18 protein-coding genes, 1 rRNA gene and 1 pseudogene are annotated in these 19,371 nt (G+C 40.7%); 17 read left to right on the forward strand and 3 right to left on the reverse strand.

Annotation, left to right across the window (positions count from 1 at the left end; all coding sequences use genetic code 11):
* Positions 1–165: 165 nt before the first annotated feature.
* The 3 genes from rrf (at position 166) to KHB02_RS25115 (ending at position 2,316) form a co-directional block, all read left to right on the forward strand.
* Positions 166–282 (forward strand): 5S ribosomal RNA (gene rrf / locus KHB02_RS25105).
* Between the two features lie 214 nt (positions 283–496).
* Entirely contained in the window at positions 497–985 is a 489-nt protein-coding gene (locus KHB02_RS25110; RefSeq protein ID WP_213143745.1) for a DinB family protein, read from the forward strand.
* A gap of 329 nt (positions 986–1,314) precedes the next feature.
* Positions 1,315–2,316 carry a DUF3895 domain-containing protein gene (locus tag KHB02_RS25115; RefSeq protein WP_213143746.1) on the forward strand — a complete coding sequence of 334 codons (1,002 nt, stop codon included), beginning with the start codon at positions 1,315–1,317 and terminating at the stop codon, positions 2,314–2,316.
* Between the two features lie 122 nt (positions 2,317–2,438).
* On the opposite strand, the gene KHB02_RS25120 is transcribed toward KHB02_RS25115, so the two are convergent.
* Complete coding sequence (locus KHB02_RS25120; RefSeq protein WP_213143747.1) at positions 2,439–3,068, reverse strand: HNH endonuclease; 630 nt, start codon at positions 3,066–3,068, stop codon at positions 2,439–2,441.
* Between the two features lie 260 nt (positions 3,069–3,328).
* Positions 3,329–4,258, reverse strand: a complete 930-nt coding sequence (locus tag KHB02_RS25125) for a hypothetical protein (protein ID WP_213143748.1) — start codon at positions 4,256–4,258, stop codon at positions 3,329–3,331.
* A 373-nt stretch (positions 4,259–4,631) separates the two neighbouring features.
* Between KHB02_RS25125 and KHB02_RS25130 the strand changes: the two genes are divergently transcribed.
* The 10 genes and pseudogenes from KHB02_RS25130 (at position 4,632) to KHB02_RS25175 (ending at position 14,676) form a co-directional block, all read left to right on the forward strand.
* Entirely contained in the window at positions 4,632–5,909 is a 1,278-nt protein-coding gene (locus KHB02_RS25130; protein WP_213143750.1) for a hypothetical protein, read from the forward strand.
* Positions 5,910–6,806: 897 nt separating this feature from the next.
* Positions 6,807–7,904, forward strand: coding sequence for an ABC transporter substrate-binding protein (locus KHB02_RS25135; RefSeq protein ID WP_213143751.1), 1,098 nt, complete (start codon positions 6,807–6,809; stop codon positions 7,902–7,904).
* A complete protein-coding gene (locus tag KHB02_RS25140) occupies positions 7,894–8,712 on the forward strand; it encodes an alkaline phosphatase family protein (RefSeq protein ID WP_213143752.1) in 819 nt (272 codons plus the stop codon). Before KHB02_RS25135 ends, KHB02_RS25140 begins: the two co-directional genes overlap by 11 nt.
* 95 nt (positions 8,713–8,807) lie before the next feature.
* Positions 8,808–9,635, forward strand: a complete 828-nt coding sequence (locus tag KHB02_RS25145) for an ABC transporter permease (protein WP_213144459.1) — start codon at positions 8,808–8,810, stop codon at positions 9,633–9,635.
* Positions 9,632–10,417, forward strand: a complete 786-nt coding sequence (locus KHB02_RS25150) for an ABC transporter permease (RefSeq protein WP_213117273.1) — start codon at positions 9,632–9,634, stop codon at positions 10,415–10,417. The genes KHB02_RS25145 and KHB02_RS25150 overlap by 4 nt, the downstream gene beginning before the upstream one ends.
* A gap of 1 nt (position 10,418) precedes the next feature.
* Positions 10,419–11,420, forward strand: a complete 1,002-nt coding sequence (locus KHB02_RS25155; RefSeq protein WP_213143753.1) for an ABC transporter ATP-binding protein — start codon at positions 10,419–10,421, stop codon at positions 11,418–11,420.
* The gene (locus KHB02_RS25160; RefSeq protein WP_213117275.1) at positions 11,417–12,214 is read left to right on the forward strand and encodes a DeoR/GlpR family DNA-binding transcription regulator; all 798 of its coding nucleotides are present in this window, start codon (positions 11,417–11,419) and stop codon (positions 12,212–12,214) included. Before KHB02_RS25155 ends, KHB02_RS25160 begins: the two co-directional genes overlap by 4 nt.
* Positions 12,211–13,230 carry a histidinol phosphate phosphatase domain-containing protein gene (locus KHB02_RS25165; protein WP_213143754.1) on the forward strand — a complete coding sequence of 340 codons (1,020 nt, stop codon included), beginning with the start codon at positions 12,211–12,213 and terminating at the stop codon, positions 13,228–13,230. The genes KHB02_RS25160 and KHB02_RS25165 overlap by 4 nt, the downstream gene beginning before the upstream one ends.
* Positions 13,231–13,514: 284 nt before the next feature.
* Positions 13,515–13,730: pseudogene (locus KHB02_RS30090) on the forward strand (hypothetical protein); the annotation flags it as partial.
* Entirely contained in the window at positions 13,696–14,676 is a 981-nt protein-coding gene (locus KHB02_RS25175) for a quinone oxidoreductase family protein (protein WP_213143755.1), read from the forward strand. The pseudogene KHB02_RS30090 and the gene KHB02_RS25175, both read left to right, overlap by 35 nt.
* A gap of 47 nt (positions 14,677–14,723) precedes the next feature.
* Here the strand turns inward: KHB02_RS25175 and KHB02_RS25180 are convergent, their stop codons facing one another.
* Positions 14,724–15,623 (reverse strand): VanW family protein, encoded by a 900-nt coding sequence (locus KHB02_RS25180; protein WP_213143756.1) that lies wholly within the window; start codon positions 15,621–15,623, stop codon positions 14,724–14,726.
* A gap of 221 nt (positions 15,624–15,844) precedes the next feature.
* Here KHB02_RS25180 and KHB02_RS25185 point away from each other — a divergent pair, with 221 nt between their 5' ends.
* The 4 genes from KHB02_RS25185 (at position 15,845) to KHB02_RS25200 (ending at position 19,330) form a co-directional block, all read left to right on the forward strand.
* Positions 15,845–17,146 (forward strand): phytoene desaturase family protein, encoded by a 1,302-nt coding sequence (locus tag KHB02_RS25185; protein WP_420848118.1) that lies wholly within the window; start codon positions 15,845–15,847, stop codon positions 17,144–17,146.
* The gene (locus KHB02_RS25190; RefSeq protein WP_213143758.1) at positions 17,137–18,003 is read left to right on the forward strand and encodes an RNA polymerase sigma-70 factor; all 867 of its coding nucleotides are present in this window, start codon (positions 17,137–17,139) and stop codon (positions 18,001–18,003) included. The genes KHB02_RS25185 and KHB02_RS25190 overlap by 10 nt, the downstream gene beginning before the upstream one ends.
* A 418-nt stretch (positions 18,004–18,421) precedes the next feature.
* On the forward strand, positions 18,422–18,745 hold the full coding sequence (locus KHB02_RS25195; protein ID WP_213143759.1) for an ArsR/SmtB family transcription factor: 324 nt from the start codon (positions 18,422–18,424) through the stop codon (positions 18,743–18,745).
* A 69-nt stretch (positions 18,746–18,814) separates the two neighbouring features.
* Positions 18,815–19,330 (forward strand): SRPBCC domain-containing protein, encoded by a 516-nt coding sequence (locus KHB02_RS25200; protein WP_213143760.1) that lies wholly within the window; start codon positions 18,815–18,817, stop codon positions 19,328–19,330.
* Positions 19,331–19,371 lie beyond the last annotated feature (41 nt).

Here is a 19,371-nt window from a genome sequence, read left to right on the forward strand (position 1 = left end):
GATCAGGTTGATAGGTCAGAGGTGGAAGCGCGGTGACGTGTGGAGCTGACTGATACTAATCGATCGAGGACTTAACCAAGTCATATTAAGTAAGGTGAACTCGTTTTTACTAAACTTCTTCTGCGTTATCTAGTTTTGAGGGAATGAAACCTCTAAATAAATAGGTCTGGTAGTAATGGCGAGAAGGTCACACCCGTTCCCATCCCGAACACGGAAGTTAAGCTTCTCAGCGCCGATGGTAGTTGGGACGCAAGTCCCTGTGAGAGTAGGACGCTGCCAGGCAAACAAAAAGGCAACCTGAATTGGTTGTCTTTTTTTTTTTCAAAACGGCTTACATTAACTGGATTATCTCCACCCTGTTTCCAAATCGTTCTCTGAACTCAAACCGGTACCTCCAATTTATTCATTTGCGAAATGCTGTTGGTGAAAGAAGGGAAAGGTTTTTTCTATACATGTATAGAATAAGTAGTTATATCTGTTAAAGGTGGGTGTTTGGATGCTTCAACAAGAATATGGATGGGTTCGGCAGACTAGGGGAAATCTGTTAGATTTTTGTAGGAATTTAGATCCTAATCATTTTACTCAAACAAATGGTTTCGGTTGGCAAAGTGTAAGAGACTCATTGGTTCATATAGCAGATTGCTATGTTGCGTGGCTTGGCTCATTTGTTTTATTGAAGACGAAAAAACCACTTACTCCAAGAGAAGAATTACATAATCTCAGTTTAGAGGAAATAATAGCACGATTTGAACAAGTAGATTCAATCGTAAATGAATTATTAGAACTACATGGACATAAATTAAACGTGCTAATTGAGAGAGAAATTCCTTGGAGAGAAGCACCTGAACTATTATCAATTACTCCTCGTAAATTGCTCATGCACACCATAACTCACGAGTTTCATCATAAGGGACAAATAGTAGCCATGCTCCGCCAGATGGGTTATGAGCCCCCAAATACAGATGTATTGGGAACAGAAGATTAATATAAAATAGAAGTTATTTTGGGCGATGTTTAATTGACATTGCCTTTTTGTTGAGCCAGTTTGTGATCTGGCAGTTAGTACAATGTTATTAATCTAGCAAAAAGTAAATGGATGACTTTTACTAAAATGCTATAATCTAGATGATAGGGTTTAATTTTTAGAATGTGTAATGAAAGGGTTGTTTAAATGACAAACTCAGAATTAGTTCTAGATTTTATTAAAGATCATAGAAACCAATTATACTGTGACGATTGCTTATCTGAAGTTTTACATATTCAACCTAGACAACAAATTACTATAGATAATGCGAAGGGGGTTGGGTGCAACTAATGACTATCGTCCTAACAAGTGATGAACGCGAATCATTATTTTCATTATTGACTGAACAGCAAAGGACTTTCATCCAGGAGCACGTTAAGAGAGGAAAAAAGACTGTTTTTGCTAATCAAATGGCCATTGATAAAGGCATTATTTTGCCTGAATCTGCATCTATTGATGAAATTGAAATGTTACTGGATGAATGGATATTAGAAGATTATATCGATAATGGGTTTGTGAATCCTGAAACTCCTTGTGAGTGTGGGCGGCCTTTACGATATCAGTATATTGTGAAGCATAAGAGTACAAAGCAGCTAAGGCGTTTTGGAATTACTCATTTTGAAGAACATACTGGAATACCGGGTGAACTAGTAAATGCCATCATAAAGGGATTTACCACCATTGACTATGAAATGGATGAGTTGCTGGATAAAATCAGACAGAATTGGACCCTGGAGGAAGTATTCCCATCCATTCCGCGTGAGGTTGTCCTTCCAACAGATATTAGTGACCATCTTGAAAACAACTTACCGTTGCTTGAACGTCAAATAAAACGGTTAAGGTTATTAATTAACGAATTCTTATCAAAAAGAGAATTGGAACGTTCAAGAGTCATTGAAACTCCACCATCCATTATCGAATCTAGCGAAACCGATGATTACACAAAGGAATCTAATCAATTTACATTTGAATTTGAGTTATTTGAAGATACAGAGGACTATTCGCCAGTTCAAGAAAAAAGGAAGATACTTGAACCTGTAACTAATCACTTATCAGCTGCTATAAAAGATAAAGTTCTTCACTACCTTGAAACCGTTTCTAGCGTGCGGATTATTTGTGAATTATTGATTAAACATCACATCGTCGCTGGCCAAAGATACATAACAGGGAAACCTAAGATTTATCCAATCGTTTGCCTCTATTTAGAAAGCCTAGTCAATGAAAATGTAATTTACCTTGAGGAAGTTAATGGTACAGATGATCGAAAATATAAATTTACAAAAAATCGGTAGGTGACAGTCACAAGCCACAAACCACAAACCTAACGGTAAAGGGTGCAGGGAGAAGTGTTAGCAACACTTCTCTTTATTTGTTCATAGAAGATATCCCACCTAGGATATACTTTTTTGAAAACTTACCTAACCCCGCCGCCCCAAATTTCCCTGCCGCCAGTATGGCCAGTGTTTTGATGGACGTCTTCATCGACGAGTTGAAGGACGCCTGGTTCTTCATTGTGGTGCCAGGTGAACCCCTCAGGAGTATTCCCTTGTCCTAGCTGCGCGATATCATGTTGGTCTAGCCCTATTTGTTGAGCTAGAGCTGAATCTGATTGGATTGCCTCATATAATTCATGATTCGCGAAGGAGAAATGGACATTGTCTGATTGAAGGTAAAGCTCTTCCGGCAACTGAACTTCAACGTCACTTTCAAATACAGGGAAGGTACCTGTCATGTATTCACCACTTGGTAATTCTACGGTTTTCTCGATAAAGGGTACTCCTGTTTCGGGATGAAGCTCTCCATTTAAATGGTCGTTTCTTGTATCGAGGTCTTCTGCATCAACAATATCGGCCCCATCAATAAGATCGGCTACACCTACCGCTAACATGGAAATGGCCGCTACTTTTCCGATGTTTTTAACACCCTGAAGTGCTTGTTCCTTATCGCCTTTTTTTAAGCCTTCATACGTGGTGCCTGCGCTTTTTGCTGTGTAGGTGATGGTGCTGCCAATCCCTTTAAGCGTTCTGCCGCCAGAGTCTTTCAAATCGCTGAAGCCCTCTTTCTTTGCCTGCTCGTCTTTCTTGATGACTCCGTATGTGCCTTTTACGGCTCCATCGATGAACTGACCGGCATTATCTAATGCAGTCGTTGATGCCAGCTTAATTCCATCTCCGACTTCCTCTACCCATTCGGATTTAACTGCCTTTCCCGCTAGTTTGACGCCGCCTCCAAAACACCGCCTGCCAAACTACCAATACCTTTACCAACTGTCCGAAAAAAAGCCACCTCAATCGCTCCTATCTATTACTCTCTAACTAATAATAACTGTTTCATATCTCCGTGAACTAAGGAGCCGCTACCACCTGATGAATAAAAATAGATATAATAAATGCCTGCCTTTTTAGCAGACTGGACTGGTTGGTAGCCGTTATTCCATTCCTTTATGTCTTTAATCCATACGTAATCCAGGGCTTTTCCATTTCCTTTGTACCGAATCGCGGCCCGATCGTTAAGTTTTAATTCTCCTTTTATGAACTCTATTTTCATCTCCATCATGTCATCACTATATTTTCTTAAGTAGGTTACCTGACCAATGAACTTGAATCTCTTTAGGTTAAGCGTATCGTTGTTTTTAGCTTTGGTCTTGGTTGTTGCTGCTGCAGGTGTTTTAGAATGTAGTTCATTGGTTAATGTCTTTTTGGATTGCAGCTTAGGTTTCTTGAAAGTGAAAAATTGGATGAGCGATCGTTTTTTCCAAGGATTTTGCTGCCGACGGCGTTGTTTGATTTTTTTAATATTCGCTTTTGCTTCTTCCCGATACTGCTGTCTCAAGAGCGCTCGTTGATTTCGTATCTGGGCTGCAGACTTGGCGTCATCCATTCTAATCATCAAGCCCAGACCGCTAATGTCAAACAATGTACCCAATAGGAAAATAGCCGCGGATTCTTTCATTTTTGAATCAATCGATTTTAAAATTTCAAAATGTTTATTTGTTTTAAGATTGAAGTATTCTCTTAGGAACTCCCCAACAACATAGTCCTTATAAGAGGAGGCTTCTACTAGTTTTACCGCCATATCATTATTCTTAACGGCCTGGCTAGTTACGATAAAAAACAATAAATCGTTTCCAACATAGTCACCTGCACCTAAATCCTGAAAATATTCCCTATTAAAATTGTTTAAATACGTCAAAAACCTTGGATCACTCTGTAATTGCACTAATGCTTTCTTCATTAACAAAATCCCCCATTATATGTAAATATATTTTAACATAAATAGGGGGTTGGTACTTATTACCCATGCCTGTCATAACCCGATTTTTTGGAAGATTGATAGAGTTTTGTGAGGGATCCTTTTCTTTTTCAAGCACGATGTAGATTCGACCGGTTCATATGATTCGACATTTCACTGCTGCTAAAATATATACCTCTCCCCGGATTACGATACACTGAAACCTTCTGAGATGCCTCCGAATTAAACAACTTACTACAATCATCCGTTACTATTAGAAGATAGATTTTATGTGCGATTTGAAAATGTCTTGCCTTTTTCTAGGTTTATCCCCTTATAAAACAAGAAACATTCATATTACATAATGAGGTGTGGAATGAATAAATATTTTAAAAGTATGGGTTTGGTGGTCGGAGGTATTGCCGTACTTTACATTGTTCTTAAATTCATTCTATTTATTTTAGAATTAATTTTTAGGGGTGTTATAGCAGTATTTACAAGCGGAGTAATATATTTAGTGATTCTTTCTATCATTATTTATATATTCAGAAATCCTATCATAGGATTCTTTAAATCATTAAATGGTGAGCGAAGATATATACTAAAACCGAAACCATATGTTGTCTATGTTCCTCCGAGTAAAGATGACCAGTCAGCTAGTTTTAAAAATAATATTATACAATCCAGAACTAATGGCGAAGAAAAGCTGGCTAAGCGTACGGATAAGAAGGTAAGCGGAGAAGATTTTAAAAGAGACCGAGAAAATTCTGGTGATCAACTAGATTTTATCAACTACGTCAAATTATTATCTTTTCAGGAAACTACATATATTCTTGATACTAACTATAGAGATTTAAGCAATAAATATCAAAATGAAGCAGGATTTGGTGAACATGGAGCAATTGAATTTGTCGCTTCTCTATTACTAATGAAATATGATCCATCTACCCGTTGTGATATAAAAAAGGGAATAGAAATGGTATTCACTAATTCTTGGGGTGCAATAGATTTTAGTGACCATTTAGATATGGTTGTACATAAAAGTAAAGTCCCATACTCTATGTGGAGTGAAGTGTATAGACACTTGAAAAATCTTACATATATTCAAAGCCATCCATGCGCAAAAAACGCTACTAAAATCTCAGAAAAATACATGGAAGTATCTGAACAAATACTAACGACTAGATATACATCGGATGGTTTATTGGATTATACAGACATTTCACAAAAGATTAATATCATATGTCTACATATGATCAATCAAGGTGATTATGATTTAGCCAAAAAAGGGTTGGAGCCATTATTTGTTCAAATGATAGAATATTTCTGTAAAAGTTACAAAAATAGGTTATTTAGCAATAACCAATATTGGTTTTCATATTTTGAGGTGCTTTCAGATTTAATGATGAATTTAGCAGTATGTGAAGTTAACCTTGGTCATGATGGTGCTTGTGTAAACCATGCATCTTTATCTGTTAAGATCTCAAATAATCCTAATGGGAAAATGGAGAAAGCAGGAGAATTAATTTTATATGCAATAACACATAAAGGCAATGCCATGCATATTCATCCTAAAGATTTGTTAAAAGAGCAAAGTCCTCATTTATTCTCAGAAAAAGCAAAATTACTATATAATACAGTAATTATGAATTAGCGTTGTATTAGGCCATCAATGGGAGATGCGTCCAAATGATGCTTCCGTGTATATTAATAATAATAGAACCAAGTTAAGATGGCGGTGGAATTAGATTTCGACATACTTCTGCTGCCAAAATCAATATAAATCCAATTGCCGGAAAGGTTCACGCAGATACTAAACAAACGTTTAGTTAAATGACAAAATTTTTGCCGGAATTAGAAGTAAAAAGTCTATGAAATCAATAGTCTTTTAGCTTTTAACCAAACGTTTGAGTGAGAAAGCAGTAGTAGATTTTTAGTGAAAATTAGCAGATTCCCGAGGTTGTGATACACCGCCAGAAATGAACCGCCATAATCTGACAACATGCATTAAATTTCTCACGAAAAAAGGAGCAGAAACGTTGATATATCAATATCTAGGGGCAATCTAATTAAACGTTTGTCTGACCGACAAGCATTTTGGCCTTAACGGAAGAAAAAGTCCGCTAGCGCCAAGACTTTAAATCGGTTTACACAAACGTTTGGTTAGGTTGCACAGGAGCAACAATTTGTTGAAATACATCGTGTGATGCATGGGGACGGTTCTAGTGCTTCATTTTTCTTGTAAGTGAAGCAAAAGAACCGTCCCCATGAAATCAGTAGATGGTTTTGGACGTGAATCCGATCGTACGTTAACGATTCGGTAGGAGAGTTTTATCTATAATAGGTAAAAAGAAGTTGGTTGTAAAAAAATCAACTTCTTTTTGTCGTTTATTTCTGGCTCGGTTCATAACAAGCATGAATTTACATTCTATTAAAGAACCTTTATGAAATCATTACATTTGTTTAATACGTGTTTTACTTTTGCTTTGTATGATAAAAAGTGTAAAACAAATACAAACAAACAAAAAACAAACTCTGGAGGGTTGTTTCGATGAGAAAAGGTTCTGTTTTAACGATGGCTGCAGTAGGAGTTTTATCTGTTTCGATATTTACAGGTTGTTCAAATAAAAATGAGGACACAAAGAATGTCCAAGCTTCAAATCAAGTTTCCGTTGAAGACGTGATCAAGAATGCTAAACAAGAGGGTCAAGTAAACTCTGTCGGAATGCCGGACACATGGGCAAACTGGAAGGGGACCTGGCAGGATCTTGATTCCAAATATGGTATTAAACATATGGATACTGATATGTCCAGTGCGGAAGAGCTGGCAAAATTTGAATCGGAGAAAGAAAATGCCACGGCAGATATTGGCGATGTTGGCGCATCCTTCGGGCCGTTAGCGGAACAAAAGGGATTAACGCTTCCGTTTAAAACTTCACATTGGGACGACGTTCCGAAATGGGCGAAGGATGATAACGGGGACTGGATGATTGGTTATACCGGAACAATTGCCTTTTTGACCGATAAAACGAATGTGAAAAATCCTCCGAAAACATGGAAGGATCTTGAAACCGGCGATTACAAGATTGCGATTGGAGACGTGTTAAAAGCGAGTCAGGCTCAATACGGTGTGTTGGCCGCGGCCTATGCAAACGGCGGGGATGAGAAGAATATTAAACCTGGTATCGATTTCTTTGCCAAGCTGGCTAAACAAGGTCGTCTTCAAACGAATAATGTCAACTTAACGGCATTAGAAAAGGGTGAAGTAGATGTAGCTATCGTTTGGGACTTCAATGGTCTTGGGTATAGGGACCAGATTGACAAGAACCGCTTTGATGTTGTCATCCCTCAGGAGGCATCCGTTATTTCTGGATATGCATCGGTTATTAACAAATATGCCAAAAACCCAAATGCCGCCAAGCTTGCCCGTGAGTATATTTTTTCAGATGAAGGACAAGCAAACCTGGCACGCGGTTATGCTCGTCCAATCCGTGAAAATGTAAAATTGCCTGAAGATGCGAAAGCAAAATTGCTGCCAAATGACATGTACAAAAATGCGAAACCCGTATCAGATCCGAAAGCATGGGAACAAGGCATGCAGCAGTTGCTTTCATTATGGCAAGAGAAGGTGTTAATGAATGTCAAATAAGCTAGCTTTTATTATGCTCGATGGTCTGCGTTATGACACCGCGATTTCCCAAATGGGCTATCTGCACCATTTGATCGAAATGGGAAAAGCATCGAGATTTAAGGTCAAATCTGAGCTGCCGAGCCTTTCCCGGCCGCTATATGAGGTGCTCTTAACAGGTACGCCGGTTTATAAAAATGGGATTACATCCAATCAAACGGTTCGGTTGTCTCATGAAGAAAGCTTGTTTCATTTAACAAACAAGGCTGGTTTAAAAAATGCGACCGCCTCTTACTACTGGGTAAGTGAATTGTATAATTCGGCGCCCTTTCATCCGATGACAGACCGAATTCAATTGAATACTGATAAAGCCATTCAACATGGTATTTTCTACTGGGAAGACCATTATCCTGATTCCCATCTATTTTCTGATGCTAATTTTTTAATGGATCAGTATGAACCGGATTTCCTGTATGTCCACTCCATGAATATTGATAATGATGGCCATTTATTTACAGCTGATTCCAAAGAGTATCGGAATCGTGTGATTGCTGTTGATATACTATTGGCGAATATTCTTCCCAAATGGATGGAGGCAGGTTACCAGATTATTGTGACAGCCGATCATGGCATGAATCATGACGGCCAGCACGGCGGTACGACAGCAGCTGACCGAGATGTGCCATTATTTATCATCACGGATAAGATGAAGCATGGCATTTATGAAGAGGTCATTCCCCAGCTTCAAATTGCGCCTTTGGCTTGCGAGTTATTAAAAATCCAGCCATCGTCAGCCATGCAAAAGCTGTCCTTTCCGAAACTAAAATAGGTGTCTTCTTTCAGGAGGCACCTTTTTCCTTAAAGGGTTTTATCAGAGTAACCACTGTTTATAAAGGAGTTTTTTCATTGAAAAAAATAAATGGAATGCTTGTCGCTAGTCTCATCCCCTTTCTTTTCTTGATTCTTCTGTTCCTGTTCATTCCTTTATTTTTTATGATATATGGAAGTTTTCAGGCGGATGGGGGCACTGGTTTTTCATTCAAGCAATATCAGGAAATTTTTCAGAATGAGTATTACCGCCAAGCGTTTAAGAATAGTATTTTGATTTCGCTTTTATCCAGTTTCATAGCAACGCTCTTAGCCATTTTTGCCACCTATTCCATCACGCATTTTTCTAGTCGTATTCAAAATCGAGTGTTGATTTTTGCTAATCTAACATCCAATTTTGCAGGCATTCCGTTAGCTTTTGCCTTTATTGTTCTGTTAGGAAACAGTGGCTTATTCACCTTGCTGTTTAAGCATTTCGGCTGGGAAACGCTAAGCTCGTTTAATGTCTATTCCTGGTCTGGCCTTGTTCTTATTTATCTTTATTTTCAGCTGCCATTGGCCGTTATGCTTCTTTACCCGGTCTACCAGGGGATAAATAAGCACTGGAAAGAAGCCGCTTCTCTGCTCGGGGCAAGCTCCACGCAGTTTTGGCTGCGGATTGGTATCCCAATTATTCTTCCAAGCATTGCCGGTACATTTAGTATTCTATTCGCCAATGCGATGGGAGCATATGCATCCGCTTATGCGTTAACGGGAAGCACCTATAATCTGGTTACGATCCGAATTGGCGCATTGACGACTGGCGATATTTTTGCCAAGCCTGAGCTTGGCAGTGCGATTGCGGGATTGTTAGGATTAACCCTTGTGGGAGCGATGCTTCTCAATGAGTGGTTAACGCGCAAGGTTCGGAGGGATTTATCGTGAACAAGAACCGCCCATTTTTTCATTATCTTACGATCGGAGCAGTCCTTTTATACTTGCTTGTACCGCTGCTTGGGACGCTCATTTATTCCTTCTCCACTCAATGGCATAAAACGATTTTGCCCGAGGGCTTAACATTTCACTGGTACGGGGAGCTTTTTAGTGATTCGTTATTTTTAAAAGCAATGGGACGGTCTCTCATCCTTTCAGTCGGGGCAACCATTCTTTCCCTGCTCATCATGGTTCCGGCGATCTTCTCGATTGTGGTCTACGCACCAAGGCTGGAGAAATTTATCCAGGCCCTGATTGTGTTAACGTATGCCATGCCGGGTGTGATTATTGCGGTAGGGTTAATCAGGGCTTATTCGAACAGTGGCATGCCAATGGTTGTTGTCACCGTGGGCGCCTATTTTGTTGGAATTCTCCCTTACATGTACCAGGGGACCCGAAATAGCCTGCGGAACATTCAGGCCGTTTCGCTTATGGAGGCGGCTGAAATATTAGGGGCTAGCCGATTTACCGCTTTTTTAAAAGTCATTTTACCGAATATTATGCCGGGCGTACTGGTTTCGTCGCTGCTGTCATTTTCAATCTTATTCGGGGAATTTGTGTTAGTGAATCTATTAATAGGCGGGAGCTTCGAAACCGTTCAAGTCTACTTGTATAAAAAATTGAATGTGAGCGGGCATATCGCAAGTGCCATTGTCATTTGCTATTTTATCTTAATCTCCATTCTATCTTCTATCATTGTCAAAGTAACACGGTCAAGAAAGGAGACTTTATAAAATGAGCTATGTCACCATTGAAAATATTAGTAAGGCCTTTAAAGGACAAACCGTCCTGCATGATCTGAATCTATCATTTAAGCAAGGAGAATTTGTTACCCTGCTGGGACCAAGCGGTTGTGGAAAAAGTACCTTGCTGCGAATCCTTGCGGGATTAACCAGCCCAGAACAGGGCGTCATCAAGATTGATGGCTGTGATGTCACGAATGTCAAGGCAAAAGACCGGCAAATCGGGATGGTTTTTCAATCATACGCACTATTCCCGAATATGACAGTCTCTGAAAATATTGCTTTTGGCCTGAAAATGCAAAAGATTCCTAGCGAAACTATTAAACAAAAGGTCGCGCGGATGGTGGCGCTGGTAGGCTTGGCAGGGAAGGAAAATGCCTATCCAAGGGAATTGTCAGGAGGCCAGCAGCAGCGTGTCGCCTTGGCAAGATCCATTGTCACTGAGCCGAAGGTATTACTGCTCGATGAGCCCTTAAGTGCCCTGGATGCACAGATTAGGAAAAATCTTCAGAAGCAGCTGCGCACCATCCAGCAGGAATTGAATATTACTACTGTCCTCGTGACTCATGACCAGGAGGAAGCCATGGCTGTGAGTGACCGGATTTATATTTTAAATGAAGGCAGGATTGCCCAATCCGGTACGCCTCATGAGATTTATACCAAGCCGGGCAGTGAATTTGTCGCAAGATTTATTGGTAATTATAATGTTCTCGAAGGCTCGGAGTTATCGATTGCCACCTCGGAAAGGGAATTTTCAAATCGACTTTACGCGATCAGACCAGAGGCATTCAGTGCCCAGTACATGGAGGATGGCTATACGTTTTCCGGCCGAGTCAATAAGGTCATGATGCTCGGAAATATCACTCGTTATGAGTTCAGTTCAAATGGAATCGTGGTGACAGCAGAACACCTGCATCAATCAGATGAAGATGTGCAGGAAGGAGCTCGGAAAACTCTTTATCTTCATAAAAAGGATGTGATTCCACTGTCATGAATATACTGGTTACAGAACGTCATGAATACATTTTACAGCAACTCGAAAAACAGAAGAAAATATTGGTCACTTCTCTTGCTGGTGAGCTTGAGGTAACGCCTGAAACGATCAGGCGGGATTTGGACATCCTCGAAAAAGAAAAAAAATTGACGCGTGTCTACGGCGGGGCGATTAAGTATCAGCAAACGAAAAGCGAACCGCATTTTTCCCAAAAAATGAATGTCAGGATCTCTGATAAAAAAGCTATCGGGAGAAAAGCGGCTGAGTTTATCAAAGACGGAGATACCGTCATGATTGATGTTGGAACGACGACCGTTCATCTCGCAAGTGCGATTTCGAGTGTTCAGGGAGTGACGATCGTGACTAATTCCCTCGCTTGTGCAGAAGAACTTAACTGCAGTTTGGAAAATAAAGAATTTGAAGGGAAAGTCATCGTACTTGGCGGCGTTACGATTCCTGAACAAAAATCGATTGTCGGTGCCATGACTTGCAAAACACTGGAATCCTTTCGTTTTGATAAAGTCTTCTTATCCTGTGGAGGCATTACCTTAACGGATATCAGTGATTATGATTTTGAGGAATGTTTAGTATCCACTGCGATGGTAGAAAGGGCAAACCAAGTGTTTCTGCTATCCGACTCCTCTAAGGTTAACCATGAATCGTTCTATAAAATTTGTCCGATAACGAAAATTGATCATGTGATTTGTGATCAAGACATGCCAAACTCATGGAAAGAAACGGGCATGGATACGATGCTTCAATGGATTACAGTCAAAGGCGGGCGACAAACATGAAGGTTGATTATCATTTACATCTTGAAGAAGGCCCTTATTCACTAAGCTGGCTAGACCGTACCAATCAGGCGTTAAACCATTTCAGTCCCCTGGAAGAAAAGCCGCATACCAGGGGCTGGCTGAAAAAAAGCATGGAGCGGCTGGCAGCACGGCTAGAACGAGGCGCATACGATGCTTCCTGGCTAGATCTCTATTTGCTTGAAGCCAAGCGAAAAGGGCTGAAGGAGGTAGGCATAGTCGACCATCTATACCGTTTTAAGGAATCACGGGCTTATTTTGAAAAGAATCTTGACCTGAGTGATTCCGATGTCGGAACCAAACAGCAGGTTTGGCTGAACCAGGTCATGACGGAGTCAATGGGGGATTTTGTACGATCTATTCATGAAGCGAAGCCGCGCTGGGCGCAACAAGGCGTCACATTACGGTTGGGGCTGGAAGCAGACTACTTTTCCGGAAGCGAAGCGGAATTAAAGGGGCTCATTGAGAAATATGAGTGGGATTTTGTGATTGGCTCTGTTCATTATATGTACGGTTGGGGATTTGACAATCCGGACACCCAAAATCGGTTTCATCATTATAATTTAGTCGATTTATATAAGGACTTTTTTGCTGAGGTCGAAAAGGCGATTCGCAGCAACATCTTTCAGTTTGTAGCTCATCTGGATAATCTAAAGGTATTTAATTACCGACCAGACGAAGCCTTTCTCGTCCCTCACTATGAAAGAATAGCGAAAGCTCTTGTCGAAACCGACACGGCAACCGAAATAAATGCCGGGCTTTATTACCGTTACCCTGTAAAAGAAATGTGTCCAAGCCCAGCGTTCCTGGACATCTTAGTCAATGCGGGTGTGTGTTTTACCACTTCATCCGATTCTCATTTTCCTGATGATATTGGGTCTTTTATTGAACAGAATACACAAACCCTTTTGGAAAAAGGGGTAAAAGAAATTGCCACCTTTAAAGAGGGGCGGCGGGTGATGAGAGGGATTGGTGAAGGTGTTTGTACTACCCGGTGAGGTGTGGGGACTAAATCTAGCTTGGATTCTATTCGATAAAGCAGATAGAGGGTCGCAACGATAGGGAATCTACCTCATTGATAAATGAGATGATTTGTTCCACGGCAAATTCTCTCCTTTCTACCTCATATTTTAAAAAAGGCCGGTTTCGCTAAAGAATCCGGCCTTCTCCTCAAACATTTTGATTTTGAATAGATTCCCCCTACAATTCGTTACCTAACGATTAAACAATTACATACTCAAATTAATAATGATGGTGTCTATTCTAGCAAAAGGAACCACATACCATTCATTTTCATGGGATCGACAACAGTTTCAAAGGTGATGGGACACCAGGAGTCAGCCAAAAGGAGGTAGAGGAGGGTAGTAGATATACAGACCTATTTATGTTAACAATAAAAGAAAGTGGTTTTAAACTTGAACTGGTTCACACGTTAGTATTGCCTTTATTAATTAACCCTAGAGATGAGGTATTTATATATGAAAGCACTTGTTTTTAATACATTTGGAGGTCCGGAAGTCCTGGAATATTGCGAAGTAAAGGATCCTGTCATCGGTCCGGATGAAATTCTTGTAAGAATGAAAGCAATTGGCCTAAACTTTGCAGACATTTATAGAAGGAAAGGAAATTATCATCTGGCCGGGGAGCCCCCCTATATTTTAGGTTATGAAGGTGCCGGAATTGTAGAAAAAGTAGGAGCAGAAGTGCAAGGTATAAGCTCAGGAGACCGTATTGCATTTGCTGATGTTCCATATGCCAATGCGGAGCTAGTAGCTGTTCCATATGAAAAATTGATACCTCTGCCAGAATCAGTTTCATTTAAGGAGGCTGCATCTATACTCCTTCAAGGGCTAACTGCACATTATCTTACAAGGGACAGCTATGCTGTAAAAAATAATGATGTTGTCTTAGTACACGCAGCAGCAGGAGGTGTCGGGCAGCTTCTTGTTCAAATTGTAAAGCTTCTTGGTGGTAAGGTAATAGGCTTAACATCTTCCAAGGAAAAAGTTGAAGCGGCAAAAAAAGTGGGAGCGGATTTGGTCCTCCAGTACACGGATGACTGGAAGCAGAAAGTTCTGGAAGAAACAAACGGCAAAGGGGTGGATGTTGTTTATGAATCCATAGGCTCTACACTCATGGACAGTTTTGCTGTTACGCGCATCGGTGGTACAGTTGTATTTTATGGGATGGCAGGTGGAGATCCGGCGCCAGTTGATCCCCGTATGTTGATGGATACCTCAAAAACTCTAACGGGGGGAGATCTTTGGAATGTTCTCACTTCTAGGGAAGAAAGAGTGACACGATCGAAAGAGCTGTTTAGATGGATAGAAGAAGGAAAAGTAAAAGTATCGGAGCCAACAACTTTTGCGTTAAGAGATGGACAAGAAGCTCACCGATTTCTAGAAAGCCGAAAAAGTACGGGTAAAATCTTATTACTGCCATGAAAAAACCTATCCCTTTGATGAAAACTAAAAATCCCCAAAGTATCTCTTTACTTTGGGGGATGTTGCCGAGCAGGAAGGTATGGAACCTCCTTAGGCATATAAGTGATGACATCAGAAGAATAGATTTCAATTTGTAATTTGTGTTTTAACGCATTTGCATGAATGAGTATAGGTTGGTTGTATTCATTTTTAAAGATGAAATCAGGCCCGTTCCAACTGACGGTGGCATCCCGCTCTGGTGGAACGTAGGAAACCTCTTTACTGTGTGAATAACGCTTAACGACTTTTAAACCTGCATTATCGATTGCATTAAAAAGGGTAGAGGATACTTGGCAAATTCCACCGCCCAAGTCTTCTGCATATTCCCCTTTTACAATGACAGTGGCAGGCAGATATCCTTTTCCTGCCGATCTTTCACCAACCACTTTATTAAAGGAAAATGTTTCACCTGGAAAAAGTACATAATTATTAATGGCATTTGCAGCAAGATAAATATTATTGTTTCTTTCTTTGTTATTGGAGCTGAAGAATGTAACATATTCCCCAATTTTTTTTGCTCTTATATTTTCAAGTAATTCACTGTCGACCATTGGAAAAGTAGTTTGTAAAGGGACAGCGAATTCAGATGAAGTATTGTTAAAATAATAAGAAAAAATTTTTTCTGTGAAAACTTCGCGGTTTAAATGGTAACCGACTTGTTCCGGAATAATATTCCCATTAATATCTATCATTGCGTTTTTAGGGTTTTTCGTAACCTGCTGATCGATTTCGTCCATGAATTTTTGGAATTTTTCTGTATCGATAATGGCTAAGAATGGCAAGTGTATCGCAAAATTAGTACCGTCAGTAACTGAGATAGGATGGCCGTTGTGTGTGATCACTAAATTTCCTGGCATCGTCACTTGTTGAGACAACATGATAAGCCCAAGTAACCAACTGAAATTCATCTGTTTATACCCCCTACTATCATTATGAGTTGAAATCACTATTTCATGTACCGGGAGTTAGAATTAACGCTTATTTTTGCGGTACTTCATCAACTTCGGAGCATATCCCTTCCCATTTCCATTTTTCCCCAAGAGGACAATAACCTTCAAAAAAGTTTAACTTGTTTTTGTCACAAAATCATTCGCTCACCCGTTATGTTTGTAAACCATCGAAAAGGGTGATTACATTGACAAAATATGATGTTGCGATTGTAGGCGGGGGAATTGCGGGTTTAACTGCCGCGATTTATGCCGCAAAGGCAGGAAAGAAAACGATTGTTCTAGAACAAAGCAAACGGTTGGGTGGTAGGGCCATTACTAATAAAAAGCAGGGTGTCTATTTTAATTTAGGCGGTCATGCCTTGTATAATGGGGTAGCGTATAAAACATTTCGCGAACTTGGACTGCGTTTAGAAGGGGGCTCACCATCTGCTGATGCTTTCGGCTTATGGAAAAATCAATTATTGACCATGCCAATGAACGTTTCCTCCCTCATTAAAAGTCCGCTTCTGACTTGGGGAGGAAAGCTCGAATTTGCAAAATGGTTTATAAAATTAGGAAAAATGGACACGAGCATCTGGAATCAAATCAGCATCCGGGATTGGATTGAAACGGAATTACAGGATCCGATGCTACGAAACTTGTTCTATGCGCTGCTTCGAACAGCTACCTATGTGGCTGCACCTGATTTACACCCGGCCGGACCGGCTTTAAAGCATCTGCAACATGCATTGCATGGGGCATTCTATCTGGATAAAGGCTGGGGGTCTCTCGTGGAAGAGCTTCATGAGCACGCTGTCCAGCTGGGGGTAAAAGTAGTCACCAATTGCAATGTAGCTTCTATCGAACATCATGAACAAAAAGTCCGCTCGATTTTATGTGCCGATGGAGGTAAAATAGAAGCAGCAAATGTTATTCTGACAACACCGCCCTCCATTGCTCACAAACTAGTTCCACATGCAGAGAAAACTGCACTTGACACATGGAAAAAGCAAGCCCTCGCTGTTACTGTTGCCTGTCTCGATGTTGGATTACGCCAGCTTCCCAAGCCTAAACACCAATTTATTTACGGCATGGATCAACCAATTTTACTTTCCAACCATTCACGTAACGGAAAACCACGCCCAGCCATCCTAAGTGACGATGAGACACAAGTAGTTTCCCTTTTCAAATATCTGGGCCCGCAATCGGACCCGGAACAGGATGAAAGAGAGTTAGAACAGGTGTTAGATCTTGCTCAACCCGGTTGGCGAAATCACGTGGTTGCCCGGCAGTATCTGCCCAAGATGACGGTGGTTCATGATTTTCCTCATCTGAATCGAATCGAAAATCCAGGTCCCACAGTACCTGAAATTGAAGGGCTCTATGTCGCCGGTGATTGGGCATCGCATGGGGAGCTGCTCGTAGACGCATCTGTGGCCAGTGCGAAACGTGCTGTTTCACAGCTATTGAACGTCAGAAAGGATACCGAATTATGTGTGTAGAAACACTGTATCAAGCCTATCAACCTCTGCTTTTTTCTTTAGCCTATCGCCTGTTGGGCAGCGTCATGGATTCAGAGGATATTGTGCAAGAAGCATTTATTGCCTTTAACCAGCTCCCTAACCGCGAAACGATTGAAAACAAAAAAGCCTATCTTTGCAAGATTGTCACCAACCGGTGTCTTGATTTACTCCGGTCATCCGCAAAGACACGCGAGGTGTATGTCGGACCCTGGCTGCCGGAACCGTTGCTTGAAAAAGAGAACCCGGCAAATGACCCTTCACAGGCCTTTTTACAACAAGAGTCTATCTCCACAGCCTATTTGCTATTGCTGCAACAGCTCAATGCCAACGAAAGGGCCGTCTTTTTGCTTCGCGAGGCCTTTCATTACTCCTACGATGAAATCGCAGAAATTCTCGACAAAAGCAGTGCGAACTGTCGCCAAATTTTCCACCGCGCCAAGAAAAGTATGGATTTTACCCCCGACCAACAGCCATCCGTTACGATTATGGAAACAAAAATAAAAGAGTTTGTCCACAGCTTCATAAATGGAGACATTACGCAAATATTGGAACTTGTCAGCGAAGATATCGCGATGTACGCGGATGGCGGCGGAAAGGTAACAACAGCAAGGGTGCCTATTTTCGGCGCTGCAGGCGTCATCCGATTGCTGCAAAACCTTTTGAAAATGCATGCAGGAAAGTTTACCTTCTCCTTTGCCACCATCAATGGGAGCCCGGGACTGATCCTAACAATGGATGATGACCTGAAGTATGTCTATTCCTTCGCTTTTAATGGAAATCGGATTCAGACCATCTATATAGTGGGCAATCCCGACAAACTGCGGCATTTGCAATAAAGGAGAACATGCTTTAGACGTGGGGGAAAGTTGGTTTGCTTGTTAAGAACCGCATGAAAAGAAAAAGAATCCATATTAATCAAGAGTGATTAATATGGATTCTTTTTTATTCCAAACGATTTGATGTCACAGTACATTTCTCCAGTAAGATAAATTGTCAACCTGATAGGCTATCCTTATAAAAAGGAAACAAAAGATTTAATTTTTTAAAAATAAAATCACAATATTCCTTTACAGGAATATTCTAATTGTGTTATATTCCATTTAAGGAATATTATTCAAATTTAGAACTTCATTTTTGGAGAATTGTGTACAGTTGGGTGGGGATATTGAGACAAAGTACTTTTTACAATTAAATTAAATAGGGTTAAATGAATAGTAAATTTAGCTGTTTTATGGATAGGGGTGGGTTCTATAAATGGATACTACAACACTGAACGCTCTTTCCGAACCCAATCGTTTACAGATTGTAGAACTTTTGAGAGAAGGTCCCCTTACAGTGGGGGAAATTTCCGAACGTTTACAAATCCGTCAGCCACAAGTTTCTAAACACCTTCGTGTTCTTAGTGATGCCGGAATTGTTAAAGTACACGCTGATGCAAATCGGCGCATCTACCAATTACGACCTGAGCCATTTATTCAATTAAATGCGTGGCTTGAGTCTTATCGCCGAATTTGGGAAGAAAGATTTGATAGCTTGGACGATTATTTAAAGGTAATGCAAGAAAAAGAAGAAAAATAAAATCACAGTTGAAAGCAATGCGTTAATCCCTTTAAAAAATATAAAACATTTGAACAAGGAGGAAATAAAATGGCAAACAACACAATGGTATCGAGAGTAGAGAATGATCGGGTATTGGTACTGGAGCGCGTTTTCGATGCGCCACGAGATCTCGTATTCAGGATGTTTAAAGAGCCGGAGCATCTGAAACGCTGGTGGGGGCCGAGGGGCTGGGAGATTCCTGTTTGCACCGTCGATTTCCGTCCGGGAGGCGTTTGGCATTACTGTATGAAGTGTGTCGATCAGAATCAGGGTCAATTTTTTGGTATGGAATCCTGGGGTAAAGGGGTTTATAAGGAGATTATCGAGCCGGAGAAGATCGTCTACACCGATTACTTTTCGGATGCCGAAGGCAATGTGAATGACTCCATGCCGTCGACCGAGATCACATTGGAATTCATCGATTTGGGTGGAAAGACAAAGCTGATAAACCGTGCTGAATATGTTTCCGAAGAGGCCCTCAAGACCGTCATGGACATGGGTATGATACAGGGTATCACCGAAACTTGGGACCGATTGAACGAGCTAGTGGAATCGCTGAAGTAGATTTACCGTAACGCTGTTTTCAGCATTAGTAGGGTTTTAAA

The sequence above is a fragment of the Neobacillus citreus genome (assembly GCF_018343545.2).
Taxonomy (GTDB): Bacteria; Bacillota; Bacilli; order Bacillales; family Cytobacillaceae; genus Neobacillus; species Neobacillus citreus.